The organism is Variovorax sp. CCNWLW186 (assembly GCF_037203865.1).
GTDB lineage: Bacteria > Pseudomonadota > Gammaproteobacteria > Burkholderiales > Burkholderiaceae_C > Variovorax.
This window is the reverse complement of the sequence record NZ_JBBCBO010000006.1, coordinates 165,182-191,785: the sequence shown is the minus strand read 5'-3', so window position 1 is coordinate 191,785 and position 26,604 is coordinate 165,182. Positions and strand designations below refer to the sequence as shown.

14 protein-coding genes and 1 tRNA gene are annotated in these 26,604 nt (G+C 65.8%); 8 read left to right on the top strand and 7 right to left on the bottom strand.

The window, feature by feature from the left end:
• Positions 1 to 7: 7 nt before the first annotated feature.
• From V9K97_RS10060 to alaS, 3 genes are all read right to left on the bottom strand, one after another.
• Complete coding sequence (locus V9K97_RS10060) at positions 8 to 2,227, bottom strand: M1 family metallopeptidase (protein ID WP_337317816.1); 2,220 nt, start codon at positions 2,225 to 2,227, stop codon at positions 8 to 10.
• Positions 2,228 to 2,914: 687 nt separating this feature from the next.
• Entirely contained in the window at positions 2,915 to 3,946 is a 1,032-nt protein-coding gene (locus tag V9K97_RS10055; protein ID WP_258507128.1) for a 2-dehydropantoate 2-reductase, read from the bottom strand.
• Entirely contained in the window at positions 3,946 to 6,570 is a 2,625-nt protein-coding gene (gene alaS, locus V9K97_RS10050) for an alanine--tRNA ligase (protein ID WP_337317814.1), read from the bottom strand. Before alaS ends, V9K97_RS10055 begins: the two co-directional genes overlap by 1 nt.
• A 257-nt stretch (positions 6,571 to 6,827) precedes the next feature.
• Between alaS and V9K97_RS10045 the strand changes: the two genes are divergently transcribed.
• Positions 6,828 to 7,649 (top strand): ferritin-like domain-containing protein, encoded by an 822-nt coding sequence (locus V9K97_RS10045; protein ID WP_337317812.1) that lies wholly within the window; start codon positions 6,828 to 6,830, stop codon positions 7,647 to 7,649.
• Between the two features lie 93 nt (positions 7,650 to 7,742).
• Positions 7,743 to 8,141 (top strand): hypothetical protein, encoded by a 399-nt coding sequence (locus V9K97_RS10040; protein WP_258507134.1) that lies wholly within the window; start codon positions 7,743 to 7,745, stop codon positions 8,139 to 8,141.
• Positions 8,142 to 8,162: 21 nt separating this feature from the next.
• Here V9K97_RS10040 and V9K97_RS10035 read toward each other — a convergent pair whose 3' ends face one another.
• Together V9K97_RS10035 and V9K97_RS10030 are read right to left on the bottom strand one after the other, a co-directional pair.
• The gene (locus V9K97_RS10035) at positions 8,163 to 8,462 is read right to left on the bottom strand and encodes a hypothetical protein (RefSeq protein WP_337317810.1); all 300 of its coding nucleotides are present in this window, start codon (positions 8,460 to 8,462) and stop codon (positions 8,163 to 8,165) included.
• 99 nt (positions 8,463 to 8,561) lie between these two features.
• On the bottom strand, positions 8,562 to 8,927 hold the full coding sequence (locus tag V9K97_RS10030) for a hypothetical protein (protein ID WP_337317808.1): 366 nt from the start codon (positions 8,925 to 8,927) through the stop codon (positions 8,562 to 8,564).
• Between the two features lie 177 nt (positions 8,928 to 9,104).
• On the opposite strand from V9K97_RS10030, the gene V9K97_RS10025 reads away from it, so the two are divergent.
• The 4 genes from V9K97_RS10025 to V9K97_RS10010 all read left to right on the top strand — a co-directional run bounded on the left by V9K97_RS10025 (position 9,105) and on the right by V9K97_RS10010 (position 11,731).
• Positions 9,105 to 9,626 (top strand): DUF1579 domain-containing protein, encoded by a 522-nt coding sequence (locus tag V9K97_RS10025; protein WP_258507138.1) that lies wholly within the window; start codon positions 9,105 to 9,107, stop codon positions 9,624 to 9,626.
• A gap of 186 nt (positions 9,627 to 9,812) precedes the next feature.
• Positions 9,813 to 10,061: a hypothetical protein gene (locus V9K97_RS10020; protein ID WP_258507139.1), complete on the top strand. Its 249-nt coding sequence runs from the start codon at positions 9,813 to 9,815 to the stop codon at positions 10,059 to 10,061.
• A 74-nt stretch (positions 10,062 to 10,135) separates the two neighbouring features.
• Positions 10,136 to 10,209 (top strand) — tRNA-Gly (locus V9K97_RS10015).
• A 289-nt stretch (positions 10,210 to 10,498) separates the two neighbouring features.
• Positions 10,499 to 11,731: an acyl-CoA dehydrogenase family protein gene (locus tag V9K97_RS10010; protein WP_337317805.1), complete on the top strand. Its 1,233-nt coding sequence runs from the start codon at positions 10,499 to 10,501 to the stop codon at positions 11,729 to 11,731.
• Positions 11,732 to 11,769: 38 nt separating this feature from the next.
• Here the strand turns inward: V9K97_RS10010 and V9K97_RS10005 are convergent, their stop codons facing one another.
• Together V9K97_RS10005 and V9K97_RS10000 are read right to left on the bottom strand one after the other, a co-directional pair.
• Complete coding sequence (locus V9K97_RS10005; RefSeq protein ID WP_337317803.1) at positions 11,770 to 12,537, bottom strand: TIGR04325 family methyltransferase; 768 nt, start codon at positions 12,535 to 12,537, stop codon at positions 11,770 to 11,772.
• A gap of 35 nt (positions 12,538 to 12,572) precedes the next feature.
• Positions 12,573 to 13,460, bottom strand: coding sequence for a class I SAM-dependent methyltransferase (locus V9K97_RS10000; RefSeq protein WP_258507285.1), 888 nt, complete (start codon positions 13,458 to 13,460; stop codon positions 12,573 to 12,575).
• A gap of 821 nt (positions 13,461 to 14,281) precedes the next feature.
• Here V9K97_RS10000 and V9K97_RS09995 point away from each other — a divergent pair.
• Both V9K97_RS09995 and V9K97_RS09990 read left to right on the top strand, forming a co-directional pair.
• Positions 14,282 to 21,595, top strand: coding sequence for an amino acid adenylation domain-containing protein (locus V9K97_RS09995; RefSeq protein ID WP_337317801.1), 7,314 nt, complete (start codon positions 14,282 to 14,284; stop codon positions 21,593 to 21,595).
• Positions 21,592 to 26,601, top strand: a complete 5,010-nt coding sequence (locus V9K97_RS09990) for an amino acid adenylation domain-containing protein (RefSeq protein WP_337317799.1) — start codon at positions 21,592 to 21,594, stop codon at positions 26,599 to 26,601. Before V9K97_RS09995 ends, V9K97_RS09990 begins: the two co-directional genes overlap by 4 nt.
• Positions 26,602 to 26,604: the final 3 nt, after the last annotated feature.

The window sequence follows — 26,604 nt, the reverse complement described above, 5'->3', positions numbered from 1 at the left end:
GTGCCCCTCAGCGCTTCTGGTTCTCGCGCAGCTTCAGGCTGCCCTGGTAGCGCAGCGCATGCGGGTAGTCTTCCTTGCCGCCGGCATCCTGCGCCATCATCTTCTGCTGGCTTGCCTCCGTCTTGGCCAGGAGTGTCGATGGCAGGTTGATCACGCCCTTGATCTGGTCGTACTGCCCCTGCGTGATGCGCCCCACCGACAGCAGCCGGAATGCGTCCCGCTCGATGTTGAGCAGCAGCGGCTTGTTGTCGGCAAAGTTCTGCGCCTTCGCCAGCAAGTCGCTCCACGACTGCGTGCTGTAGTTGCTCACGTAGTAGTCCTGCCCGGTCGGCCCGGCAAGCACCGCGGTGCAGCCCGGAAGCTCCAGCTGCGTGGTGCTGGTCGCCATGACAAAGGTCTTGCGCTGCTCCATCGCATCGCCATAGGCCAGCGTCACCGGAATGGTCCACGACGACGCCGGATAGGCGTTCTGGTTGGGGAACGGCTCCTGGGCGATCGACACGAAGGTGCGGTCGCCCGCGCATTGCGCGTCCACCGTCAAAAGCGGCACGCCGGTCTGCCGGATGAAGCTGTCGCCAATGTCGGCCACCCTCTTGCCGCCACTGGCTTTCTCGATGGAGTTCCACAGCCGCGAGGGCGTGGCATTGCCGAACGCATAGTCCTTCAAGTAGATCTGCAAGCCCTTCTGCATCGCTTCTTCGCCGATGTAGTTCTGCACCATCTCCAGCACGTGGCTGCCCTTGTTGTAGACGAAGATCGAAGGGCTGATGAAGCCGAACGAACCCGCGTCGTTGAGGTTGCGCTGCACCGGCACCGCCGTGTCCTTCAGGTCGGCAACGATCACGCTGTGCTTGTCGAGCACGTAGTCGGAGAAGCTGTAGTAGTTCGGGTGAAACTTGATCGTGGTGCGGCGGTCGAACCAGCGCGCGAACGATTCGTTGAGCCACACGTTGTCCCACCAGTCGAGCGTGACCAGGTCGCCGAACCACTGGTGCGCAATTTCGTGCGTGACCACCGTCACCGAATACAGCGTGGGCGTGTCGCCCGGCTTGGTGAGCACGCGGTCGGCAAACTCGAAGATCGAGCCCCAGTTCTCCATGCCGCCGAAGCCGGTGTTCGGCTTGTTGTCGTAGCTGTCGTTGGCCGCCACGGTGTCGAACTTCTTGAACGGCAACGGAATGCCGGTGTAGTTGTAGTAGTAGTCCATGGCCACCTTGGTCCACTCCATGGCAAAGGTGGCCCAGGTGGAACGGCCCGGCGGCGTGAACCAGCGCAGCGGCATCTCGCTGCCGTCCAGCGGGTTCTTGAAGGTGTCCGAAAGAATGTCGAACTTGCCGCCGCCGAAGAAGGCCAGATACATCGGCATGGAAGGCGTCTTCTCGAATGCCACCTGCTGGTAGCCGTCGGGCAGCTTGACGGCCGACTTCTGCGCGGCATTCGACACCGTTTGCCAGTCGCCCGGCACCTCGGCGGAAATCTCGAAGGTATGGCGAAACGCCGGCTCGTCCCAACCCGGGAACCATTGCCGCGCAAAGTTGGTTTCGCCCTGCGTCACGATGGCATCGCTGCTCACGCCCTCGGGCGTGGAAAGGCCCACCTTGAAGATGCCGGTTGCCGCCGAGCAGAACGGGTTGCGCGCCATCTCGTCGGGCGGGCAGTACTCCGCGTCGGAGAACTGGATCTTGCCGTCCCACTCCATGTGCAGCAGGTACTTGCCCTTGGCAATCTGCCCGTCGTTGCGCCGCAGCTGTACGAAGTCGCCCAGCGTCTGGGGCGTGGGCACCAGCGCAATCACCTCGGAGGGATTCGACAGCTTGCGCAAGGTGGTGCGGCCGTTGGCAAACTTCAGGTTGTGCGCGGCCACCACGATGGCGTCTACCGGCTTGAGCACTTCTATCTCCACGTCGCCGCGCCCCACAAAGGTCTTGAGCGCGGCATCGGGCCTGAACCAGAGCTTGTAGTTGATGGGCCAGACGGTATCGGGCAACTCCATCGGCTTCACGGAGCGGTCGACCTGGGCCAGCGCCGCTTCGGGCGCGAGAGCGGGTCCGTCGTCGGGCGCCTTGGGCGACGCCGCACTGTCTGCCGATGGCCCCGGGGCACTCAGTGCTGTGCCTCCCAAGGAGGATTCGCCGCCGCCTCCTCCGCCGCCGCAGGCTGCCAGCGCGGCAAGAGTCACGGCGGTAATGGCAAGGTTGTTGACGACTGGCTTGACAAGTTTCTTCATGATGATCGCCTCTTGGTAAAGACAGGCACCGCCCCGCATGTACCGGCGGATAGCCGGCCGTGCGCGAGCGCGCGCGGTGATGAATGGAATGGAATGGAACTGAACATCGAACGAGCAGGCAGCACCGCGCCCTCCCGGCGAACGAAACGTTCGCAGGAAAACGCGAGCAACGCCGAGCCACACCGCGGTCAGGCAGGTGGTCCCAGGATGCGGGGAGCGAGGGGTTCCATTCCCGTCGATGCGCGAGGGCGATGGAAGGCTGTGCGGGCCGAGCCTGAATGCTCGAGAAGGTGGCCTAGCGCGCGCGCGTCAACGCTGCGTTTTCAGCGGCGTGGCTGGCGGTGTGTTCTATCTCGCGCTCGACTGCATATTCACTTGCCGCGAAGGCGTGAAATCGGAGTTGCGACGGCAATTTCTTGTGGGCTGTTATGAATGGCTTCACGTGCGCTCTCCCTCCTTGGAAGTGCGAACATTTTTAGCTGATCGAATGCAACAGCGTCAACGAAGTACGGAACTTTTCCCTCTCAAAATGTTCGCGCGCCATACGACAAAGGGAGTCATTGAACGCATGCAAGCAATGCACTACGAAGATGGTTCCTTCTTCTTTTTGAACGCGCTTGGCCGGCGGCGAAAACCGGCGCATGCCATGTGACCATGCAGCCACAGATGCATGCATTCATTGCGGCGTTAAAGCCAGAGCGCGTCTTGCAATTGCCGTGCAGTCCAGCGCCTGGGCTGCCGCGGCCACTCTTCGAGCAACGCCGACATCCTTGCGTTGCGCGGCGCTTCCATGTCCTGGTCGTGCGCAAGCCGCACGACCTCGCCGCTGAGCGCATCGATTTCGGTGCGCCGCCCGAGTGCCAGGTCGTCCGCCATGCTGGAGCGTGCATTGGCATCGATGCGCAGCATGCGCGCCGCAACGATGCGAAACAGCCAGTCGGGCAGCCGCAGCACTGTTGAGAGCCGCCGCGCCGGTACCGCGGCCACCTGTGCGGGCGCAATGCCGGCGCTGCCGAGCACACCCAGCGCCTCATCGATCAGCGCGGCAAAGCAGCACCGGTAGCCGCGCTGCAGCAGCTCATCGCGCAGCGGCAGGCCCGAGAGCGCGTTGACGGGATTGTTGAGATTGAGCAGCAGCTTGCCCCATTGCACGGGCAGCAGGTCGGCGTACAGGTCGAGGGGAATGCCGGCACGCTCGAACACCGGCAGCCAGGGCCGCAGAGCCGCGTCGTCCTTTGCGGCCAGCCGCCCTGCCGTGCCCCGGTGGAAGGCGCCCGGCCCCGTTTCCGCCACGTTGTAGGGCACCATGCCGGGCAGCAAGCCGAGCGTGGGGCCGGCCTTCGATGCCTCTTTGCAATTGGAAATGCCGTTCTGCAGCGAGACGACCGTGGTGCCCGCGGGCAGCGCAAAGGCAAGCTCGGCGGCCGCCTCGGCCGTGGCTCCGCTCTTCACGCACAACAGAACCAGCGCCGGCGTGGCACCGACAGGCACCTGGTCACTCAGGCGCAGGCTGGCAGCAGGCAAGCGGTGCGAGCCGCCTTCCAGATCGCTGAGCGCAAGGCCGTGCGCCGCAAGGCTTTGCAGCACGCGCGGGCGGCCGACAAAAGTAACCGGAACACCGGCCGCGGCAAGGCTGCCGCCGATGAAGCAACCGATGGTGCCCGCCCCCATCACCAGCACTTCGCCGGGAGGGGAGCCGAGCACCTCGGTGGCGGCCATCAGGTGCGTTCCGCCACCCAGGCTTGCACCGACTGGAGCGCTGCGGGCAGGCCCGCGGCATCGGTGCCGCCGGCCATGGCCATGTCGGCCTTGCCGCCGCCCTTGCCGCCCACTTGCTGCGCAACAAAGTTGACCAGCTCGCCGGCCTTGACCTTGCCCACGGTGTCGTTGGTCACGCCCGCGGCCACCTGCACCTTGGCGCCGTCGGCCGCGGCCAGCACGATCACCGCGGTCTTGAGCTTGTCCTTGAGCTTGTCCATGGTGTCGCGCAGCGTCTTGGCGTCGGCGCCGTCGAGCTTGGCGGCCAGCACCTTGATGCCGTTCACGTCGATGGCCTGCGACACGAGTTCATCGCCCTTGGACGAAGCGAGCTTGCCCTTGAGCGCGCCCACTTCGCGCTCCAGCGCCCTCACCTGCTCCAGCACCTGCGTGAGCCGGCCCTGCAGCTCGGCGGTGGGCGACTTGAGCGTGGCGGCCACGCTCTGCACGGTCGATTCGAGGTCTTGCAGGTAGCTGAGTGCATTGGCGCCCGTAACCGCTTCGATACGGCGCACGCCGGCAGCCACGCCACCTTCGCTCACGATCTTGAAAATGCCGATGTCGCCCGTGCGGCCCACATGCGTGCCGCCGCAAAGCTCACGGCTGGTGCCGATGTCGAGCACGCGCACGCTCTCGCCGTACTTTTCGCCGAACAGCATCATGGCGCCGGTCTTCTGGGCCGACTCCATGTCCATCACGCGGGCGTGCGTCTCGGTGTTGGCCAGAATCTCGGCATTCACGCGCTTTTCGATCTCCAGGATCTGGTCGTGCGTGACGGCCGCGTTGTGCGCAAAGTCGAAGCGCGTCTTGTCGGCATCGACCAGCGAACCCTTCTGCTGCACGTGCGTGCCCAGCACTTCGCGCAGGGCCTTGTGCATCAGGTGGGTGACCGAGTGGTTGCGCATGGTGGCCGCGCGGCGCGCGGTGTCGACCGCGGCCTTGACCGTGTCGCCCACTTTCAGCGTGCCCTGCGTTTGCGTGCCATGGTGGCCGAACACGTCGGCCTTGATCTTCTGCGTGTCTTCGACGCCGAACTGCACGCCTTCGGCCACCAGCACGCCCTGGTCGCCGACCTGGCCGCCGCTCTCCGAATAGAACGGCGTGGTGTCGAGCACCACGATGCCCGGCTGGCCTTCTTTCAGCTCTTGCACGGCCGCGCCTTCGAAGTACAGCGCCACCACCTTGGCGGTTTCTTCGAGGTGTTCGTAGCCGGTGAAGACGTTGCCCGCGCCGCCGTATTCGACGTTGCGGTCCATCTTGAACTTGCCGGCCGCACGGCCCGCGGCCTTCTGCTTTTCCATGGCGGCGTTGAAGCCGGCCTCGTCCACGCTCACGCCGCGCTCGCGGCACACGTCGGCCGACAGGTCGAGCGGAAAGCCGTAGGTGTCGTGCAGCTTGAAGGCCACGTCGCCCGGCAGCGTCTTGGCGCCGTTGGCAAGCGCCGCGTCGAGAATTTCCATGCCGTTGGCGAGCGTTTCGAAGAAGCGCTCTTCCTCCGCCTTCAGCGTCTCGGTGATGCGCTTTTCATCGGCCACCAGCTTGGGGTATGCGTCGCCCATCAGCTTGACCAGGTCAGGCACCAGCTTGTGGAAGAACGGCTTCTTCTGGCCGAGCTTGTAGCCATGGCGAATGGCGCGGCGCACGATGCGGCGCTGCACATAGCCGCGGCCTTCGTTCGACGGAATGACGCCGTCGGCCACCAGGAACGAAGTGGCGCGTATATGGTCGGCAATCACGCGCAGCGAGTTGTTCGACAGGTCTTGCGTGCCGGTCTCGCGGCCAGCGGCCTTGATGAGCGCGTCGAAGATGTCGATTTCGTAATTGCTGTGCACGTGCTGCAGGATGGCAGCGAGCCGCTCCAGGCCCATGCCCGTGTCGACGCAGGGCGCCGGCAGCTTCTTGACCGAGCCGTCGGGCTGCATGTCGAACTGCATGAACACGTTGTTCCAGATCTCGATGTAGCGGTCACCGTCTTCATCGGGGCTGCCGGGCGGGCCGCCGGGGATCTCGGGGCCGTGGTCGTAGAAGATCTCGGAGCACGGGCCGCAGGGGCCCGTGTCGGCCATCATCCAGAAGTTGTCGGACATGTAGCGGCCGCCCTTGTTGTCGCCGATGCGCACCACGCGCTCCGGCGGCAGGCCGATTTCTTTCGTCCAGATGTCGTAGGCCTCGTCGTCTTCGATGTAGACCGTGGCCCAGAGCTTTTCGGCCGGCAGCTTGTACACCTCGGTCAGCAGCTCGAAGGCCCACTTGAGCGATTCGCGCTTGAAGTAGTCGCCGAAGCTCCAGTTGCCCAGCATTTCGAAGAAGGTGTGGTGGCGCGCGGTGTAGCCCACGTTCTCCAGGTCGTTGTGCTTGCCGCCGGCGCGCAGGCACGCCTGTACCGAGGCGGCGCGCACGTAGGGCCGTTTGTCCTCGCCCAGGAACACGTCCTTGAACTGAACCATGCCCGAGTTCGTGAACATCAGCGTCGGGTCGTTGCCCGGCACCAGCGAACTCGAGGCCACCACCGTGTGGCCCTTGGAGGCGAAGAAATCGAGAAAGGTCTTGCGGATGTCCGCGACCGTGAATGTGGGCTGGCTCATCTTTGGATTTCGTCTTCTGTCGAGGGCGGCCTGGCGATGGCGACCCTCTCGTCGAACCCACTGCGTCGAACCGACCTAACTGCTTGATTTGCTTGAACAAACGATTATAGGTTTGGCTACCGCCCCGCGCCTTGCCGGGGCCGCAGTCAGCTGGCCGTGGGGAGCGCCGCTACGATGGGCTGGGCCCGGGGAGAACCAAATGCGTTCGGCTTCGTCCCAATGGCTGTTTTCATCCCGACGTGAATCAAGGAGCATGCATGGCAGGTCATGAGGCGCCACACTGGAAGATCGAGGATCTGGAGTTTTCGCGCATTGCGCGCGACGAAGTTCGCCGGGATGAGAATCTTTTCTACCTCGTCGCTTCCGCCTCTTTCATTGAAAGCGGCTCTGACCTGTACACCCAGAACCTGGTCGATTTTTTTCGCGGCGACAACGAGGTGACCGACTGGCTCACCCACCACTGGGAGGCCGAGGAACTGCAGCACGGCAAGGCCTTGCGCGCCTATGTGGCGCATGTGTGGCCGGAATTCGATTGGGAAGCCGCCTACCGCGGCTTTCTCGAGGAATACGCCACCTACTGCAAAGTGGAGCTGCTTGCTCCCACGCGCGGGCTCGAAATGACAGCGCGCTGCGTGGTCGAAACCGGCACCGCCACCTACTACCGCGCCATGGCGCGCAGCACGGACGAACCGGTGCTGCGCGACCTGGCCAGCCGCATTGCGGCCGACGAGGTGAGCCACTACAAGCATTTCTACCGCTTTTTTCGCCGCTACCGCGATGAGGAGCGGCTCAGCCGCTTTCGCGTGCTGGGCACCATCGGCCGGCGCACGCTGGAGCTGAAAAGCGAAGACGCCGACTGCGCCATTCGCCACGTGGTGCGCACCCGGTCGCCCGAGCGCGCCGGCGACACCGCCTTTGTCCAGCAGCTGAGCGCCCGCCTGAGCAGCACCGTGCGCACCAACCTGAGCGCCGGCGCCACCCTCAAGATGCTGATGCGCCCGCTGGAACTGCCGGCCGGGGTGCAAACCATGATCCAGTACCCCATCAGGCAGTTCATGGAGCACGTTTTCCTGCGTTGATGAGGCTGGCGGCCAGCTGCAAGGGGTGAATTCGCTCACAAATTCCAAGAACGCAGATGTATACTTTAGAGGTACTTTGCTGGATTTAGCGAGATGCCTGAATTTGCCCCAAGAAATGCCCGCCTCGAATGGGCGTCGCTGTTCGCCGCCGAATGGACGCGGCTGGCCGGTGGGCGGGCCGATCATGAATTTTTGATCGACCAGGGCCTCAGCCTGGTGCGGGTGGTGGGCGATCGGCAACCCGCCGACGTGGCGCGCCAGCATTTCGAAAACACGCCCGAGCCCGAGCAGCTGGTCCGCGACCCCGAGACCAATTTCACCGCGCTGGCGGCCGAGGTCGGCATCATCAAGCCGGGTGAACGGCTCGACCAGATGCACATCGAGTTCGCCCACGGCATTGCCGAACTGTGCGCTGCGGTGGGTGACGGCTACGGCGATTCGGCCTCGGCCAATGCGGGCCGGCACATCAGGGCGCTGTACGGCCCTGTTTGAAGACTCGGCTTCTTTTGCCCTTCAGCCGAGCTTCGGCAGCCCGAAGCCGAACCCGAACACCGGTCCGCTCTTCTTCGCTGGTTTCGCCAGGCCGGGCTCTTCTTGCTCCCGAGGCCCCAGGTCGAGGTCTTCGATCATCTTCTGCAGCTCGACCAGGCCCGCCGCCATCGCGGCCTTGTAGGTCTTCATCGCTCGCGGCTGCTGTCGCAGCACGCTCCAGCTTTGCCCCAGCTCCTCGTCGCCAAGCTCGACCAAGCGCCAGCGATAGGCGCCCTCTTCCACTTCGACGACGGTGACGGCAATGCTCCGGAGCGTTGACATCGCCGGATCGTCGGCGATGCGCAAGCCGCACCGTGTCGGACGAGCGCGGTTTCTCGCTACTTCGGCATTCTTCAGGCCCTCTTCCGGCCTTCCGGTCAGTCAGATCGGCGCGCCGGATTCCGACTCAGGTGCCGGGCAGCAGCTGCAAACCGGAGCGTTCGGCTGATGGGGAGCGCCGCATCGGATGCATTGTTTTCGGCGGCGCCTGACCGCCCGCCATGTGGTTGCGGGCCGCATCCGTTCGGTGCGCAACTTCATGATCTCGGCGATGCCGTCTTCGGTGATTGCCGTGACGATGGCGGTCCGCGCCATGTTGAACTTGCCGGATGGGTCGATGGCCGGTGCAATTTCCGCTTCTACCAAGCCAGTGGCCTTGAGAACCGAAACATGCTTGATTTCTTCGGGCCTCACGATCTCGGCAGGCAACTCCACATGCTGGAGCCGCAGCAAGAAGAGCAGGTGCATTTCTTGATCCCCTCAACGAATGCTTTTTGTTGAACCTGAGGGTGCCGGATTGTTTTGAGGCAATGTGACGGTGTCTACATTAGTTGGGCAAAAAAGTCGGGTTTGCGCGGGTGGCGCACCATGCCGAGCCATGAACCCGACATCTCCCGCGGCAGCACCCCGCTCACGAGAGGCCTCATGACCAAAGAAGCGTTCGAACGATCCGCCGCGTCTGGCGGAATGCATCACCGGCTGGCTGCGATGGCCGGCAACTGGGAAGGCCGCTTCCGGCTCTGGTTCGAGCCCGGCAAACCGGCTGATGAATCGGTACAGCGCGGCACCATCCGCCTCGTCGGCCGCGGCCGGTTCCTGCTGCACGAGTACGAAGGCCGTTGCAGCGGCGAGCCTTTCGAGGGTGTCGCGCTCTGGGGCTACCACCTCGATGAAGACACCTTCGAGTGCGCCTGGGGCGAGAGCTTCGGCACTGGCACGTCGATCATGTTCAGCACCGGCCGAGTGGAGGACGGGCGCTTCGGCGCGCTGGGCAGCTACGGCACCGGCACGGGCGGGGAACGCTGGGGCTGGCGCACCGAGGTGTCGCAGCCTGGCGCGGAACACCTGGACATTCGCATGTTCAACATCACGCCGGGCGGGGAGGAAGCGCTTGCGGTCGAGGTGAACTACAGGCGGGTGCCTGCATCGTCATCCGACTCAAGTTAAATGGCACTCAGACCGAAGGCAAAGAAGGCCAGCCCAGCAGTAAGTGTGAAATATTTCTCAGAAATGGTTCTAACTTATAAGCAAGTAGTGGCGACCGAGTTGCACTTGTAGCTACATTCCGCCGACCAGAAATGGCCGGCATTTCCTGGCAGACCGAAGAACAAGCGCCGGCACTCGGAGACTCGAATGCCCCTCTCGTTCTTGATGCGGCTGCTGCATGCGCGGCTTCCGGTTCGTGTCGCCAATCCGGAGGACGTCAGGCACGTCTCGGTCCTTTTGGCTACCGGTCTGATCGAAGCTGAGATCCAGGCCCTGGAGTCCACGGTTCGCTATGCCACATCACGCGCTGCCACGGTGCTTCGCATCACGGAGGCCGGCTTCACTGAACTCGCAAAGATGGGAGATGCCCGATTTCGTGAGGAAGGGACCGGTTGACCGGGTATCCAACTTCCGTCTGTAGAATCACGCACTCAGCTTGATAACTCGTAGAAATCAACGGGTTGCCAGATGCGGGTGTAGTTCAATGGTAGAACGGCAGCTTCCCAAGCTTCATACGAGGGTTCGATTCCCTTCACCCGCTCCAAGCGCTGCGCAAATAGCTGAAACTCCGCGCGAGTAAGAGGCGCTTCGCCAGCCGCATTTACAGCACGCCCATGCCAAGCAGTGCTGTGCAAGACCCCTGCAGTTCATCCCACCTGCATCGCAAGCATTCGCTAGGCCCGGGCCATGCGCAACATGCGGCCCTTCGAGAGAAAGCAGCGCATTCCGCGCTGCTCCTCCGACCCGTACGCCCCGTCATGCAGGAGACAGCCGCCCAGCCCGCAGCCGGGCACCATCGAGGCACTCCCAACGCCCCTCGAAAGACGTCTCTCATGGAATTCGCCTACACGCCCAAGGTCCAGGATCTGCGCACGCGCCTGCTTGCCTTCATGGATGCGCACATCTACCCGAACGAGAAGCGCCAGGCCGAAGAGGCGCATCAGTCGTACCTCAACGCGCAGAAGAACGGCGGCTTCTACACCGGCTTGCCGCTGCTGGAAGAACTGAAAGAAAAGGCCCACGCGGCGGGCCTGTGGAACCTGTTCCTGCCCGAGACGGCGCACGGTGCGGGTTTGACGAACCTGGAGTACGCACCGCTGTGCGAGATCATGGGGCGCCGCTACTGGAGCGCGGAAGCGTTCAACTGCAGTGCGCCGGACACCGGCAATACCGAGGTGATCGAGCGTTATGGTTCGGCCGAGCAGAAGGCGCGCTGGCTGCAGCCGCTGCTCGACGGGCAGATCCGCTCCGCCTTTGCAATGACCGAACCGGCAGTGGCCTCTTCGGATGCCACCAACATCGCGTGCAGCATCCGGCGCGAGGGCAACGAATACGTGATCAACGGGCGCAAGTGGTACATCACTGGGGCAATGAACGAGCGCTGCAAGCTGTTCATACTGATGGGCAAGACGGATCCCGACAACGCCGATCGCCATCGGCAGCAGTCGATGATCATCGTGCCCGCCGACACGCCCGGCATCACGGTGCTGCGAGACATGGCGCTGGTCAATCACTTCGATGCGCCGTTCGGCCATCCGGAGGTGCTGTTCGAGAACGTGCGCGTGCCGGTCGACAACATTCTGCTGGGCGAGGGCCGCGGCTTCGAAATTGCGCAGGGTCGCCTCGGGCCGGGACGCATTCACCACTGCATGCGCATGATCGGCATGGCCGAGTCGGCGCTGGAGATGATGTGCGAACGCGTGGTGTCGCGCGTGGCCTTCGGCAAGCCGCTTTCCGAACAGGGCGTGTGGCGCGAACGCATTGCCAAGAGCCGCATGCTGATCGACCAGACGCGCTGGATGGTGCTGCACGCAGCCTGGCGCATGGACACGGTGGGCAACAAGGTGGCAGCGCAGGAGATCGCGATGATCAAGGTGATTGCGCCCAACAACTGCATCCAGGTGATCGACGACGCGATGCAGGCCTTCGGTGCCATGGGCTTGAGCCAGGACACGCTGCTGGTGAACTTCTGGGCCTACGCCCGCCACCTGCGCATGGCCGATGGCCCGGATGAAGTGCACCGCAACGCGATCGCCAAGCACGAGCTCGCGCGCTACACACGCTGACAACGGCGAGAGCGCTAGCGAATAGCCCTCTCCCGCCCCTACCCGGCAAGGTCGAAGCAGCACCCCGCGTAATACGGTTTGTCCCCGCCCTCGACAAACGGCACTTCGATGGGCTTGCCTTCATTGCGCCAGGCATCGCGCCGCTTGTATCCGGCGTTTCTCAACTCGGCCCACAACTCCTCGTCGTGCTGGATGCGGTAGGGGCACACCGCAAAGCCGATGCTGTTGAGCGTGTAGATGGTGCGCTCGGGGTGAACGGCGGTCGTGTTCAGCACGATGCGCTTGGGCTTCACTGCAAGCGACGCAATGATCTTGGAGATCTGTACGGGCAAGTACTGCAGGCTGCCCGATGCATACAGCACGTCGCAGCCGCTCGCATCTTCGTAGTTGGTGGTAAAGCTCAACTGCGCGGTCGCCTCGCGCCGCACGGCCAGCTCGCGCCCAGTTTGCACCACACCCGGAACATCGCAAACGGTCCAGCGCAGGTTGTCGGGGTAAGGCATCACGCGGCGAAACGCGTAGTACTTGATGCCCACGTGCCCGCCCAGGTCGAACACGCGCGACATGCCCGCGTCGATGGACCTGGAGAGCCAGAAAAGACCCGGATAGTCGTAGAAATAAATCTGGTGGCTGTAGATTTCCCAGGCCGCTTCGGCGTTGTCGTAGCCCACCGCCTTCGAAGGAGGTGCGCCTGCTTCGGCGGCGGCAAAACTCTCGAACGAACCCATGAAAAGGTTCTCGTCCTGGTTGGCCAAAAATTTGCGCTCGTAGTCGCTCGGTGTCAGCGGCATCAGGGTTGAAAGCATGGGTCGGTCTCCTCTTTGTTGTTGTGAAAACGGCTTTATTCCGCCGCCATGTTTGGCGCATCGCCGCGGCGCTTGGCTACGCACATCAATGACAACGCGCTGGTAGGTGCGGACGGGCGCCGGCCGGACAGCACATTGCCCAGACGGTACTTCCATTGCGCGGGCCCCACAACGCCGCTCAGCGCTTCGGCGCCGATCTGGTGGTTGTGCGGATAAACGTGCACATCGAAGCCGAGCGGCTCCAGTGTCGACTTGAAGAACTCCTTCGTGACGCCGTCACCGGGCTGGTGATGGACTTCGGTCCTTAGGCCCCACGACTGCTGGCTGCCGGTTTTGTGAAAGCCATGCCGGATGGCCCGGTAAACCCACAGCCGCGCATCCCACATGAGCTTGGCGATGCCCTTGTAGTCCCACGCGGTAAGCTGCGGATCGTGGTCGGTCACCAAAAGGCCGTGCGGCTTGACGAGCCGGGCGCCCTCGCGCAGCACCGCAGCCATGTCGTCGCAATGGTGCAGCGACGCATTGATGGCGACGATGTCCGCCACGTGCGAGCGAAAAGGCGTGTAGGCCGCATCGGCCAGCACCGCCGTATAGCCCAGTTTTGCCGCCAGTTCCAGCGAGCCGGGGGCGACATCGACGCCCACGAGAAGCCGCGGCTTTCCGCCCACGGTGGCAAAGATGTTCCCGGGTCCGCAGCCCAGGTCGATGACAACCTTGTCCGTCCAGTCGCCGGCCGCCGCGAGCCATCGGCTCCTGAAATGCGCATCTCGATGGCAAAAATCGAGGTACTCCTGGGCCCACTGCGGATTGCCAAAATAAGTGGCGTTGGCGGTAATGGCTTCGGTTTTTCGCTCCAATCCAGACTCGTAGTAGACCCCGGATTGCTTCAATTTTGCATTTGGCAATAAGATGTCCCGGAACATTTGGAATCCTTCAAAAGTTGCGACAATCTTGAGACAAGTTATTGCTCAAGAATTACATGAACTCGGATTCCATGACGGGATTTTTTAACTTGGTTACAAGCTCGGATGATTAATAACAGGGGCCGTTTACCCTGTTTATCCATACATCCTTAGTTCTCGATATTTTCGCGTCGCGTTCGCGCCACTTGCAGGCACCGATTCGGGGCAGCGCCGCTGCGATCAAGGCCGAACTGTAATCACTTGGCCCCCGGTGCAACGCCAGTATCCCCTCTCCCTCTTTTGACCGCAGCCCGCCGCGCCATGCAGGCGCTTTGTCATGGGTCCGCCCGAGGGAAACGGGGCGATTGTCTCCCCTGAAAGGGGGCACATCGCTCATGCGCCAAGGCCACGGAATTTTTACATTGGTTCCCCCGTGAGCAGATCACGGCCACTGTTTTCACGCAGACCGGGAACCACAGCGCACCCTCGATAGCGAGTTACCTACTTGAATCGAGTGATTAGCTACCCTGTTTGGGCGATATCAGGTAGTACGTCTATGTAACAAATGATTCCGGAGTGTAACTTGACCAACATTTGCTCCCACCGTTTGCGTCAAACACCCTAGGATTGCCTCCGAAATATGACCAAACGTACTACCTCCTTTTATTCTTACTTAATGCAATTTTTCCGTATTCAATGTATTAGCAGATATTACTCATTCGAGCTTTTCCATGAAATTTCATTCGGTATTTTCGGCGCAATTCGAAGTCCCCCCGCTCTCACTGGGCGACCTGTTCGTTTCGCTGCCCAGCTCGGCAACGGCAGAACGAATTGGCGGTTCAATGGCACTTGCACCGAAAAATGTGCGGCATTGGAGCCAATGGACTGCAGCCGCCGGTCAATTGCCGGACACCCCGTTTGCAGCAGCCTGGCTCCTGTTGCAGGCCCGCTGGCTCGGCGCGCAACAAACGGTCCTGCACGAAGCCTCGGCGCACGGATCGCAAGCAGCCGCACGGCACACCGCGCTTGCCGAAACCCTCGATCCCGCGCAGCCGGCGGGCGCATGGCTCGCCACGCTCGACCAGAAGCGGCGCCAGGCCGCTGAAGCACCCGGCACAGACACGCCCGAGTCCTCGCCCAGCTTTCTCTGGCTCCGCGCCGAGACCGTCGCCCCCACGCTCCAGGCACCCCTTCACCTCTGGCTGAACGCCGCATCCGACGCGCCGCGCCTTCGCGCCGACGCCGCAGCAGGTCTTCTGGACGCCGCATCCATCGAGCAATTGCTGGCCGCAATCGCCGACACGGCCGTCGACCTGCTCTGCCGCCCCGACGCACCGCTGGGCGACATCCGCACCCTGCCCGCGGCTGACCGCGAGCAACAGCTCATCGCATGGAACACGCCGCCTGCCACGCTGAACCGCCAACTCAATGTGGCGCAAATGTTCAGCCGCCAGGCCGCCGCCACGCCAGATGCGCCGGCCCTTGCCGAAGGCGATACGCAGATGAGCTACAGCGAGCTCGAGCGCCGCTCCGGCCGGCTCGCCCAACGCCTGCAGCAAACGGGTGTGCACGCAGGCGACGCCGTCGGGCTACTGCTCGATCGTTCGATGGCGGCGGTGGTGGCCCAACTGGGTGTTCTCAAGGCGGGCGCCGCCTATGTGCCGGTGCCGACGGACTTTCCGGCCGAGCGGATTGCCTACATGCTGGGCGAGGCGAACGCGCGGCTCACAATCGCCGCGCCCGCGCATCGCCATCTCGCGCCCGAGTCGATGGCCGTGCTGGTGCTCGACGAGTCGGCAGAAGTGCCTGACGGCGGTGAAGGCAGTGCGCCTGCGTCGTGGGAAGCCCCCGCCATCGACGGCGAATCGGTGGCGTACGTCATGTACACCTCTGGCTCGACCGGCACGCCCAAGGGCATCGAGATCTGCCATCGCGCAATCCTTCGCCTGGTGATCGATGCGGGCTATGTCGAGCTGGCTCCCGGCCGCGCGATGCTGCATGCCGCGCCGCTCGGCTTCGATGCCTCCACGCTCGAAGTCTGGGGCCCGCTGCTCAATGGCGGCTGCTGCGTCATTCACGACGAGCGCGTACCCACGGGCGCCGGCCTCGCCCGCACCATTGCACGCCACAACGTGCACACCGCCTGGCTGACGGCGGCGCTGTTCAACGCGGTGATCGACGACAACCCGGCGCACCTCTCCGGCCTGCGGCACCTGCTTACCGGCGGCGAAGCTCTTTCGGTGCCGCATGTGCGGCGCGCGTTGGCCGCGCTTCCGCAGATCGCGTTGAGCAACGGCTACGGCCCCACCGAATGCACCACCTTCGCGGCCACCTACCGCATTCCTGCCGCGCTGCCCGCCGACCTGCGCTCGGTGCCGCTCGGGCGGCCCATCAACGACACGGTGCTGCGCGTGCTGAGCCCCACGATGGCCCTGCTTCCCACGGGCCTGGTGGGCGAGCTCTGCATTGGCGGACACGGACTGGCGCGCGGCTATCTGGGGCAACCCGCGCTGACCGAAGAACGCTTCGTGCCCGACCCCTTCGGCGCGCCGGGCGAGCGCCTCTACCGCACGGGCGACCTTGCGCGCTGGCTGCCCGACGGCACCCTCGAGTTCATCGGCCGGCGCGACGGGCAGGTCAAGATCCACGGCCACCGCATCGAAACCGGCGAGGTGGAAGCGGCCATCCTCGCCCATCCGGCGGTGAAGAGCTGCGCCGTCGTCGCGCGGCCCGATGCCGACGGGCAACTGAGCCTTGTCGCCTACCTTGTCGCGCGTTCGCAGGAAAAGCTCTCGTGGGAGGAGCTGCGCGCGCACCTCGCGGCCCGCCTGCCCGCGGCCTTGCTGCCCTCCGCACAGGTCTGGCTCGATCAGCTGCCGGTTACCGCCAACGGCAAGCTCGACCGCAAGGCCCTGCCTGAACCGGCCGGCGAGCGGCCGGATCTTGCACAGCCGTTCGAGGAAGCGCGCAACGCCACCGAGCAGCGCGTGTGCGAAGCCTTTGCGCGCGCGCTGCGCATCGCCAAGGTCGGCCGCAACGACAACTTCTTTGACCTCGGCGGCGATTCGATGCGCGTGCTGCAGGTGCTGGCCGATCTGCAGCGGGACAGCGCACAGCCGCTTTCGACCAATCTCTTCTTCCGCTATCCGACGCCGGCCGCAATGGCGGCTCAGCTGGCGCCCGCAGGTGATGCCGCGCCCACAGCCATCGATCGCCCACGCGCACCCCACGCTCAGGCAGGCACCGACTTGCAAGATGCCGTGGCGCTGGTCGCCACCGCGGGCCGCTTTCCGGGCGCCGCGGATGTCGAGCAGTTCTGGGACAACCTGGTTGCCGGCCGCGACACCATCAGCTTCTTCGACGACGAGACGCTCGACGCCGGCGTGTCCGAGGCCTTGCGCGCCGACCCAGCCTATGTGCGCGCCCGCGGCGTGATCGAAGGCATCGAGAACTTCGACGCCGCCTTCTTCGGCATCGGCCCGAAGGAAGCGGCACTGATGGACCCGCAGCAGCGCGTGTTCCTCGAGATCTGCTGGGAGTGCCTGGAGCGAGCCGGCTATGTGCCCGACGCCGCCCCCGGCCCCGTGGGCGTGTATGCCGGCATGTACAACGCCAGCTACTTCCAGCGCCACGTCAGCACGCGGCCCGACCTCATCGAGGCGGTGGGCGAGTTCCAGGTGATGCTGGCCAACGAGAAGGACTACATCACCACGCGAGTGGCCAACCGGCTCAACCTCACCGGCCCCGCGGTGAGCGTGCACACCGCCTGCTCGACATCGCTGGTGGCCGTGGCGCATGCCTTTCATGCGCTGCGCACGGGCCAGTGCTACATGGCGCTGGCGGGCGGCGCGTCCGTTACCTGCCCCACGCGCAGCGGCTACCTCTACCAGGAGGGCTCGATGCTCTCGCCCGACGGCCGCACGCGCAGCTTCGATGCGCAGGCCCAGGGCACCGTGTTCAGCGATGGCGCCGCGGTGGTGCTGCTGAAGCGCCTGGCCGACGCACAGGCCGACGGCGACACCATCTACGCGGTGCTGCGCAGCGCCGCGGTCAACAACGACGGCGGTGCGAAGGCGAGCTTTACCGCGCCCAGCGTGGACGGCCAGGCCGCCGTGATCCGCGCCGCGCTGGCGGCGGCCGATGTGGAGGCGCGCAGCATCTCCTACGTGGAGGCGCACGGCACCGCCACGCCGATGGGCGACCCGATCGAAGTCGAGGCACTGACCTGTGCCTATGGCGAACACACCGATGCGCTGGGCTTCTGCGCGCTCGGTTCGCTCAAGAGCAACGTGGGCCATATGGTCACGGCCGCGGGCGCGGCCGGGCTCATCAAGGCGGCGCTTTCGCTGCACCACGAAGTGATTCCGCCGACAGCGCACTTCACCGCGCCGAACCCGTCCATCGACTTCTCGCGCACGCCCTTCTACGTGACGCCAAGCCTTCAGCCGTGGCCGCGTGCCGCGGAGCCGCGCCGCGCGGGCGTCAGCTCCTTCGGCGTAGGCGGCACCAACGCGCATGTCATCGTCGAAGAGGCGCCCCCGCGCCCCGCTTCGCCAATCGCGGTCGGCCCGCAGGTGCTGCCGCTTTCAGCCCGCTCGGAGGCCGCACTCGCAATGGCCGCGGAGCAGCTGGCGGCGCATCTCGATGCAACGCCCGGGCTGGCGCTGGCCGATGTGGCCTATACGCTGGGCGTCGGTCGCAAGGCACACGCCTTCCGCCGCGCCGTGGTGGCCAGCGATGCGGCCGAAGCCGTTGCCGCGCTGCGTGGCAGCGACGGTGCATGGCGCGTCAGCGGCCACATCGATTCGCGCGCGCCGCAGCTGGTGCTGATGTTTCCCGGCCAGGGCGCGCAGTACGCCGGCATGGGCAAGAACCTGCATGCGAACGATCCCGTCTTCGCGGCCGCCTTCGATGCTTGCGTGAAAGCCTTCGGCAGCGCGCTCGACTTCGATTTGCGCGAGCGCATGTTCGAAGGCGAAGCCGATGCGCTGTCGCCCACCGCCGTGACGCAGCCTGCCATGTTTGCGCTCGAATACGCGCTGGCACGCAGGCTGCTCTCGCTGGGTGCGCGGCCGCATGCGCTGATCGGCCACAGCGTGGGCGAGTTCGTGGCTGCGGTGCTCGCGGGCGTCATGCGGCTCGAAGACGCCGCACGGCTCGTCGCCCGCCGCGGCGCGCTCATGCAAGCCCAACCCGCGGGGGCAATGCTGTCGGTGCGCCTGGGTGCCGAACAGCTCACGGCCAGGCTCGGCGATTCGCTATCTCTTGCCGCGGACAACGGCCCGACCGCCTGCGTGGCCGCCGGCCCCTTCGAGGCCATTGCGGCGCTGCAGGCCTCGCTGCAGGAAGAAGACATTCCGAGCCGCCCGCTGCAGACATCGCACGCATTCCACAGCGCAATGATGGACGGCGCAGTCGAGCCCTTCGAAGCGCTGGTCAGTGAAGTGGCACTGCATCCGCCGACGATTCCGATCTATTCGACGCTCACCGGCCGGCTGCTCGAAGACGCCGAGGCCACCAGTGCCAGCTACTGGGCCCGCCACCTGCGCGGCACCGTTCACTTTTCACCGGCCGTGCGCAACGTCATGGAACACACGACGCGGCCGCTCTTCGTCGAGGTCGGCCCGCGCAACGCACTGACCACGCTGGTGCGCCAGCACGGCGCCGGCGAAGTGATGCCGCTGCTGCACGGCGACGCGGCCGACGAGGCCCGCACCCTGCGCCTGGCGCTGGCGCGCCTCTGGACATGCGGCGCCGATGTCGAGTTGTCGCGGCTCGCGGTGCGCACCGGCGCCCAGCGGGTTCGCCTGCCCACCTATCCGTTCGAGCGCAAGCGTTTCTGGGTCGACATCGCGGCCCCCGCGGCAAAGCCGGCCACCTTGCCGGAAGCCGCGCCGCCCGTGCCCGCCCTTTTCGTACCACCCCCCGTTTTGGAGAAGACCGTGACAGTTGCTGCAGCGCCCCCGCTACCTGTTTCTTCCGCATCCGCTTCGTCGGAGGCCTCGCTGGACGCGCGGCTGCGGTCCTTGTTCGAAGACATCTCCGGCATCGACATGGCCCAGGCGGAAGGGAACGCCGCCTTCAGCGAACTCGGGCTGGACTCGCTCACGCTGACCCAGGTCGCCACGCAGATCAAGAAGCGCTTCAAGGTGAACCTGAGCTTCCGCCAGCTCATGGAGAACTACCGCAGCCTCGACGCGCTCGGCGCATTCCTGCGGGAAAGCCTGCCGGCCGAACCCGTAGCTGCAGTAGCGGCTGCTCCGGTAGCGGCTCCGGTGAGCGCAACCGTTTTTGCCCCTGCGGCAACGGCAATCACTGTGCCGGCCGCCGTGCATCCGTCGCCCCTTTTCACGCCGCTGCAAGCCAGCGGAATCGGCGCCACACCGCTTGTACAACTGGTTACGCAGCAAATGGAATTGATGCGGCAGCAGCTCGCGCTGCTGTCGGGCGCCGGGGCGGATCTGTCCCAGGAAGCAGCTACCCAGACGGTGCAACAGGCGGCCCAGCCCGCCATGCAGGCAACCGTGGCACAGGCAATGCCGGCCTCGCCCGCGCTGCCCAATGCCGACGAACCCGCCGCAGCCAAGGAGCCGGTGCGCTACGACGTGACGAAGGCTTTCGGCGCCATCGCACGCATCCACACGCAGCGCACCGCCGAGCCGAGCGGCCGGCAAAAGGCGCGGCTTGCGGCCTTCATGCGCCGCTACGTGGCGCGCACGCAAAAGAGCAAGCAGTTCACCGAAGCCAACCGCCCCCACATGGCCGACCCGCGCGTGGTCAACGGCTTTCGCCCGATCACCAAGGAGATCACCTACCAGATCGTCATCGAGCGCTCCAAGGGGTCGAAGCTCTGGGACCTGGACGGCAACGAATACGTCGATGCGCTCAACGGCTTCGGCATGAACATGTTCGGCTGGCAGCCCGACTTCGTGCAGGAAGCCGTGCGCCGGCAGCTCGACGAGGGCTATGAGATCGGCCCGCAGCATCCGCTGGCCGCCGAAGTCACGGCGCTCATCTGCGAGCTCACGGGCAGCGACCGCGCGGCGCTGTGCAACACCGGCTCCGAAGCGGTCATGGCGGCGCTGCGCATCGCGCGCACGGTCACCGGGCGCAGCACCGTGGTGGTGTTCACCGGCTCCTACCACGGCACCTTCGACGAAGTGCTGGTTCGCGCCGGCAAGGGCGGCAAGGGCCTCTCGGCCGCGCCCGGTGTGATGAGCGGCATGTTCGGCGACATCCGCGTGCTGGACTACGGCACGCCCGAGGCGCTGGCCTTCATCCGCGAGAACGCCGAAGACCTCGCCGCCGTGCTGGCCGAGCCGGTGCAAAGCCGCCGCCCCGACTTCCAGCCGCGCGAGTTCCTGGAAGAAGTGCGTGCCATCACCGCGCAGAGCGGCAGCTGCCTGATCTTCGACGAGGTCATCACGGGCTTTCGCGTCGGGCTGGGCGGCGCGCAGGAACTGTTCGGCATACGCGCCGACCTTGCCACCTACGGCAAGGTGATCGGCGGCGGCTTCCCGGTCGGCGTGATTGCCGGCAAGCGCGAGTTCATGGACGCGCTCGACGGCGGCGCCTGGCAGTACGGCGACGACTCCATTCCCGGCGTGGGCGTGACCTACTTTGCCGGCACCTTCGTGCGGCACCCGCTCGCGCTGGCCGCGGCCAAGGCATCGCTCACCTATCTGAAAGAGGCTGGCCCCGCGCTGCAGATCGGCCTCAGCACCAGCACGGGCACGATGGCCGAGGAGCTCACTGCGTGGTGCGCCGAGGTGGGCGCGCCCATCGCCATCAGGCACTTCGCTTCGCTCTGGCGCGTGAGCTGGCTCGAAGACCACCCGCTGCAGGACCTGCTGTTCGCAATGATGCGCAGCCGCGGCGTGCACATCCTGGACAACTTCCCGTGCTTCCTCACGAGCGCGCACAGCGCCGAGGACATCGAGACCATACAGCGCGCATTCAAGGAATCCGTGGCCGAGATGCAGGAATCCGGATTCCTGCCGCGCCGCGCAACGGTCATCACCGGCTTCGACTACCGCAAGGCCGAGGAAGAAGACGGCTCCGTTCTCGCTCGCGACATCGATGGCCAGCCCTTCTGGTACGTGCCCGACACCACCTCTTCCCCCAGCCATCTGATCAATGGAAAGGCCACAGCATGAACGCCGTTCTTCGCCCCCCCGCCGCCGCGGGCCTTATCGAATGCGTCATTCCGACGACTGAATCGCAGCGCGAAGTCTGGCTCGGCGCAACGATGAGCACCGAAGCCTCGCTCTCGTACAACGAATCGGTGCTGCTGCGCTTTCGCGGGCCGCTCGACCGCGATGCCATGGCGCGTGCCGTGGCACGCCTCGTCGCGCGCCACCAGTCGCTGCGCGCCACGGTCTCGCCCGACGGCACCTGCATGCTGGTCGGCCAGCCGCCCGAAGACCCAATGGAGCAAAAGGACCTGAGCGGCCTCTCGCCCGAAGCCCGGGCACAGGCGCTGAAGACGGCGCACGACACCGCGGTGTGCACGCCTTTCTCGCTGGAGCAAGGCCCGCTGTTCCGCGCCGTGCTGTACCGGCTTGGCGATGCCGAGCATGAACTCGTCATGTCGGCGCACCACGTGGTCTGCGACGGCTGGTCGTGGGTGGTCATTACCGAGCAGCTCGGCCATCTGTATGCAGAGCAAACCGGCAACGGCCTGCGGCTCAAGCCGGCGCCGACCTATGCGGCCTTTGCCGCGGAAGAAGCCGCCGAAGCCGCGCATCCCGACATGCAGGTGCATGTGGACTACTGGCTGGAGCGCTTTCCCGGCGGAACCCTGCCCGTGATCGAGCTGCCGCTCGACCACCTGCGCCCCGCCACGCGCACCTTCAGCTCGCGCCGCGCCGAGCGGCTGCTCGACCGCCGCCTGGTGACCACGCTGCGCTCGATGAGCGCTAAGACCGGCGCCAGCCTGTTCGCGGGCCTGCTCACCGGCTTTGTCTCCACGTTGCACCGCCTTACCGGGCAGGACGACATCGTGGTCGGCATTCCGGCGTCGGGCCAGATCGCGCGCGACATGCCCGACCTGGTGGGCCACTGCGTCAACCTGCTGCCGCTGCGCCTTGCCGCGCACGGCCAGATGCGCTTCGACGCATTGCTGGGCGAATGCAGCACCGCCGTGCTCGATGCCTTCGACCACCAGGCGCTCACCTACGGCGCACTGCTGGGCAAGCTTGCGCTGCAGCGCGACCCGAGCCGCCTGCCGCTGGTGAGCGTGGTGTTCAACGTCGACCCCGACGTGGCCAGCAGCACGCAGGCCTTCACCGGCCTGGACGTCACGCAGGACACCATCCCCCGCCAGTACGAGAACTTCGAGCTCTTCCTGAACTTGCGCCCGCTCGACGGCGGGCTGCAGATGGAGGCGCAATACAACGCCGACCTGTTCGACGAGGCCAGCGTGCAGCGCTGGCTCGACATGTTCGAGTGCGTGCTCCGCTCGGCCGCGCGCAATCCGGGCGAAACCGTCGGCCGGCTCGAGGTGCTTTCGCCTGAAGGCGCGCAAGAGCTCATCGCGTTGCAGCCACCGCCCACCCCGCTGGAAGGCGCGCCGCATGCGCTCGCACGTTTCCTGGCCCGCGTGCCTCTGCAGCCTGACCGCCCTGCCGTGCGCGACGGCGCGCGAATCTTCACCTATGCCGAACTCGACGCGCAGTCCAACCGGCTCGCGCGTGCATTGCGCGAGCGCGGCGTGCGGCGCGGCCACCATGTGGGCCTGTGCCTGGAGCGCAGCCTCGAGATGGTGCTTGCAATGGTCGCGGTGCTGAAGGCGGGCGCCGCCTACGTGCCGCTCGACCCCGCCTTTCCGCAGGCGCGGCTCGACCACTACGCCAAGGATGCCGGCCTCAGCCTGCTGCTGACCTCCTCGGACATTGCCGCGGCGCCGCGCAGCTGGCGCGAGGGCGCGGGCGAACAGGTGTTCGAGATCGACCGCGACAGCGCCTGGCAACAGGCCTCCGGCGATCCCCTGCCCGCGAGCGACGACGACGCCGGCCCGGACGACCCTGCCTATGTGATCTACACCTCCGGCTCCACCGGCCTGCCCAAGGGCGTCTCCGCGCGGCACGCATCGGTGGCCAACCTGCTGCAGTGGATGCAGAGGAAGTCCGGCATGAACGCCAGCGACCGCATTGCCGCGGTGACCACGCTGTCGTTCGACATGGCGGTGCCCGACCTGCTGCTGCCGCTGGCCGTGGGCGCCGAGATCGTGATGGTGCAGCGCGAGCTGGCCATGGACGGCGTGCGCCTGAGCACGCTGCTCCAGGAAGAGCAGATCAATTTCCTGCAGGCCACGCCCGGCATGTGGCAGCTGCTGCTCGACGCCCAATGGCCGGGCGCACCGGGCTTTCGCGGCTGGATCGGCGGCGAGCCGCTGCGCCCGAGCTTTGCGCTTGCGCTGTGCGAGCGTCTTTCGGAGCTCTGGAACGGCTACGGTCCGACCGAAACCACGGTGTATTCGACCGCATGGCTGGTCGACCCCAAGGCCGTGGCATCGCGCGGCGTGTCCATCGGCCACCCGGTGGACAACACCGAGATCTGGATTCTCGACGCCGACCTGCAGCCCTGCCCCATCGGCGTGCCGGGAGAAATCTGCATTGCCGGCGACGGGCTGTCGCAAGGCTACATCGACCGGCCCGAGCTCACGGCCGAGCGCTTCGTCATCGCCCGCATCTTCGGAACGGCCAAGCGGCTGTACCGCACCGGCGACCGCGGCCGCTGGCGCAACGACGGGCTGATCCAGCATCTGGGGCGGCTGGACTTCCAGCTCAAGGTGCGCGGCTACCGCATCGAGCCGGGCGAGATCGAGGCGCGCTGCCGCGAGGTGACCGGCGTTTCGCGCTGCGTGGTCGTGGCGCGCGAAGACAGCCCGGGCGACGTGCGCCTGGTGGCCTACCTTGCGCTCACGCCCGGTGTCGAGTTCGACCAGGACGTGCTGATGGCGCACCTGCGCGAGCACCTGCCCGCCTTCATGCTGCCGCAGCACGTGGTGGCGCTGAAGACGCTGCCCACGCTGCCCAACGGCAAGGTCGACCGGGTTTCGCTGCCGCCGCCGCAGGCCGTCTCGCGCGACGAGGCGCGGCGCGGCGCGGCCCCCCGCACCGATTGCGAACGCAAGGTGCTCGAAACCATGGAAAAGGTGCTGAGCCTGCCCGGCCTCGACATGCGGGACGACTTCTTCGCCATGGGCGGCCATTCGCTGCTGGCTTCGCGCCTTACCACGCTGCTGAGCCGCGAGTTCAAGATCACGCTGCCGCTGCGCTCGCTGTTCGAGGCGCCCACGGCCGAAAAGCTGGCCGCCGTGGTCGAAGGCCTGCAAAGCGCGGGCTCCCGGGCACAGGCGCCGCTGCCCTGCCGCATCAATCGCAAGACGGCGCCGCTGACGCCGTCGCAGGAACGCATCCGGTTCATGGAGGACCTGCATCCCGGCCGCTCGGTCTACAACGCGCCCGCCGCCCAGCGCCTGACCGGCAACTTCGATATGCAGCGCTTCGAGGCCGCGTTCAGGGAAATCATTCGCCGCCAGCCCGCCCTGCGCACCCGCATGGCGACCGACCCGCACACCGGGCAGCCGGTGCAGGCGATGTCGGAGGCGGTGGACTTCGAGCTGCCTTTCATCGACCTGCGCAACCTGCCGGCCGACCAGCGCGAAGCCGAGCTGGCCGATCGCATGCAGGAACTTGCCGACCGGCCGATCGACATTCACCGCGCGCCCATGATGCATGCGGCGGTGTTCCAGCTCGATGCGCATGAGCATGTGTTCGTGTTCGTGCCGCACCACCTGATCTGGGACGGCTGGTCATTCGACCTGCTCCAGCGTGAGCTCTCCGCCATCTACGACGCGGCGGAACGCGGTCGCCCGCACGGCCTGCCCGCGCTTGCCACCACGCACGGCGACTATGCCGAATGGCAGGCCAACTGGATGAACGAGCCCGGCTTCCAGGAGCAGCTGGACTTCTGGCTGAAGCGCTTCGCCGACGCGCCGATGCCGCGCGTGCCCAACACCGACATGCCGCGGCGCTCGGGCAAGAGCGGCCAGGGCGGCGCGCAGTGGATCCGTGTCGACCTTGCGACCACGCAGCAGTTGCGCAAGGTGGCCCGCGACATGGACGTGACGCTGAGCATGCTGACCTTCGGCATCTATGCGCTCACCATGAGCCGGGTCATCGGCTCGGAGTCGATCGTCATCGCCAACCCGGTGCGCGGCCGCCAGCAGCCCGAAACCGAAGACGTGATGGGCTTCTTCAACAACGTGCTGCCGGTGTCGCTGCAGGTCAAGCTGGACCAGCCGCTCGCCGAGTTCATGCGCTACGTGAAGCGTGAGCTGCTGTCGATCATGAACTACCAGCAGGTGCCGTTCGAGCGGCTCATGGCGGAGCCCGCCCTGGGCGCCCGCATCCGCGCGGTCGGCCCTTACCAGACGATGTTCTCGTTCCAGGACGCGCGCGACCGCGCACGGCGCCTGGGCAGCCTGCAAACCCGCCAGCTGCACCTGATGCAGCACGGCGCCACCGACGACATCGGCATGTGGCTGATGGACAAGCCGCACGGGCTGGAGGGCGCGCTGAACTACAACGCCGACATCTACCTGCGCGAAACCGGCGCGCACCTGCGCGACCGCTACCTGGAGTTGCTGCAACGGGCCGCCGAGCATCCCGAAGCCACGCTGGCCGAACTCTCCACCGAAGAAGGCTCGGCCAGCGCCGTGTACCTGCGCAAGCTCGCGGCGGTCGATCCGCTCAAGGCCACGGCCGCGGCACCGGTCAACGGCACGGCCGTGGCCCCGAAGGCGGACGAGACGCTCCTGAACCCCGAGCACGCCCGCCTCGCGCAGATCTGGGCCTCGGTAATCGGCATCGACGTCAACGACATCCGCCCGACCGACAACTTCTTCGACCTCGGCGGAGATTCGCTGCTCGTGCTGCGGGCGCTGCAGCAGACCGAGCAGACGCTGGGCTATCGCGTGCAGTCGCGCCGCTACCTGTTCGAGAACCTCGGCCAGATTGCCGCCTCCGCCCGCGAAGCGCATGACAGCGCCGATCTCTCGGAGCTCGCGCCGCTGGCCATGGGCAACCTCAAGGCCGGTGCGCGCGGCGAGGGCCTGCTGAGCCGCACCTTCGGCGGCTGGCTGCGCAAGGAGTAACGA

Excerpts from the sequence above, each read along its gene's own strand:
- V9K97_RS10060 (WP_337317816.1), bottom strand. The coding sequence starts at position 2,227 with ATGAAGAAACTTGTCAAGCCAGTCGTCAACAACCTTGCCATTACCGCC.
- V9K97_RS10055 (WP_258507128.1), bottom strand. The coding sequence starts at position 3,946 with ATGGCCGCCACCGAGGTGCTCGGCTCCCCTCCCGGCGAAGTGCTGGTG.
- alaS (WP_337317814.1), bottom strand. The coding sequence starts at position 6,570 with ATGAGCCAGCCCACATTCACGGTCGCGGACATCCGCAAGACCTTTCTC.
- V9K97_RS10045 (WP_337317812.1), top strand. The coding sequence starts at position 6,828 with ATGGCAGGTCATGAGGCGCCACACTGGAAGATCGAGGATCTGGAGTTT.
- V9K97_RS10040 (WP_258507134.1), top strand. The coding sequence starts at position 7,743 with ATGCCTGAATTTGCCCCAAGAAATGCCCGCCTCGAATGGGCGTCGCTG.
- V9K97_RS10035 (WP_337317810.1), bottom strand. The coding sequence starts at position 8,462 with ATGTCAACGCTCCGGAGCATTGCCGTCACCGTCGTCGAAGTGGAAGAG.
- V9K97_RS10030 (WP_337317808.1), bottom strand. The coding sequence starts at position 8,927 with ATGCACCTGCTCTTCTTGCTGCGGCTCCAGCATGTGGAGTTGCCTGCC.
- V9K97_RS10025 (WP_258507138.1), top strand. The coding sequence starts at position 9,105 with ATGACCAAAGAAGCGTTCGAACGATCCGCCGCGTCTGGCGGAATGCAT.
- V9K97_RS10020 (WP_258507139.1), top strand. The coding sequence starts at position 9,813 with ATGCCCCTCTCGTTCTTGATGCGGCTGCTGCATGCGCGGCTTCCGGTT.
- V9K97_RS10010 (WP_337317805.1), top strand. The coding sequence starts at position 10,499 with ATGGAATTCGCCTACACGCCCAAGGTCCAGGATCTGCGCACGCGCCTG.
- V9K97_RS10005 (WP_337317803.1), bottom strand. The coding sequence starts at position 12,537 with ATGCTTTCAACCCTGATGCCGCTGACACCGAGCGACTACGAGCGCAAA.
- V9K97_RS10000 (WP_258507285.1), bottom strand. The coding sequence starts at position 13,460 with ATGTTCCGGGACATCTTATTGCCAAATGCAAAATTGAAGCAATCCGGG.
- V9K97_RS09995 (WP_337317801.1), top strand. The coding sequence starts at position 14,282 with ATGGCACTTGCACCGAAAAATGTGCGGCATTGGAGCCAATGGACTGCA.
- V9K97_RS09990 (WP_337317799.1), top strand. The coding sequence starts at position 21,592 with ATGAACGCCGTTCTTCGCCCCCCCGCCGCCGCGGGCCTTATCGAATGC.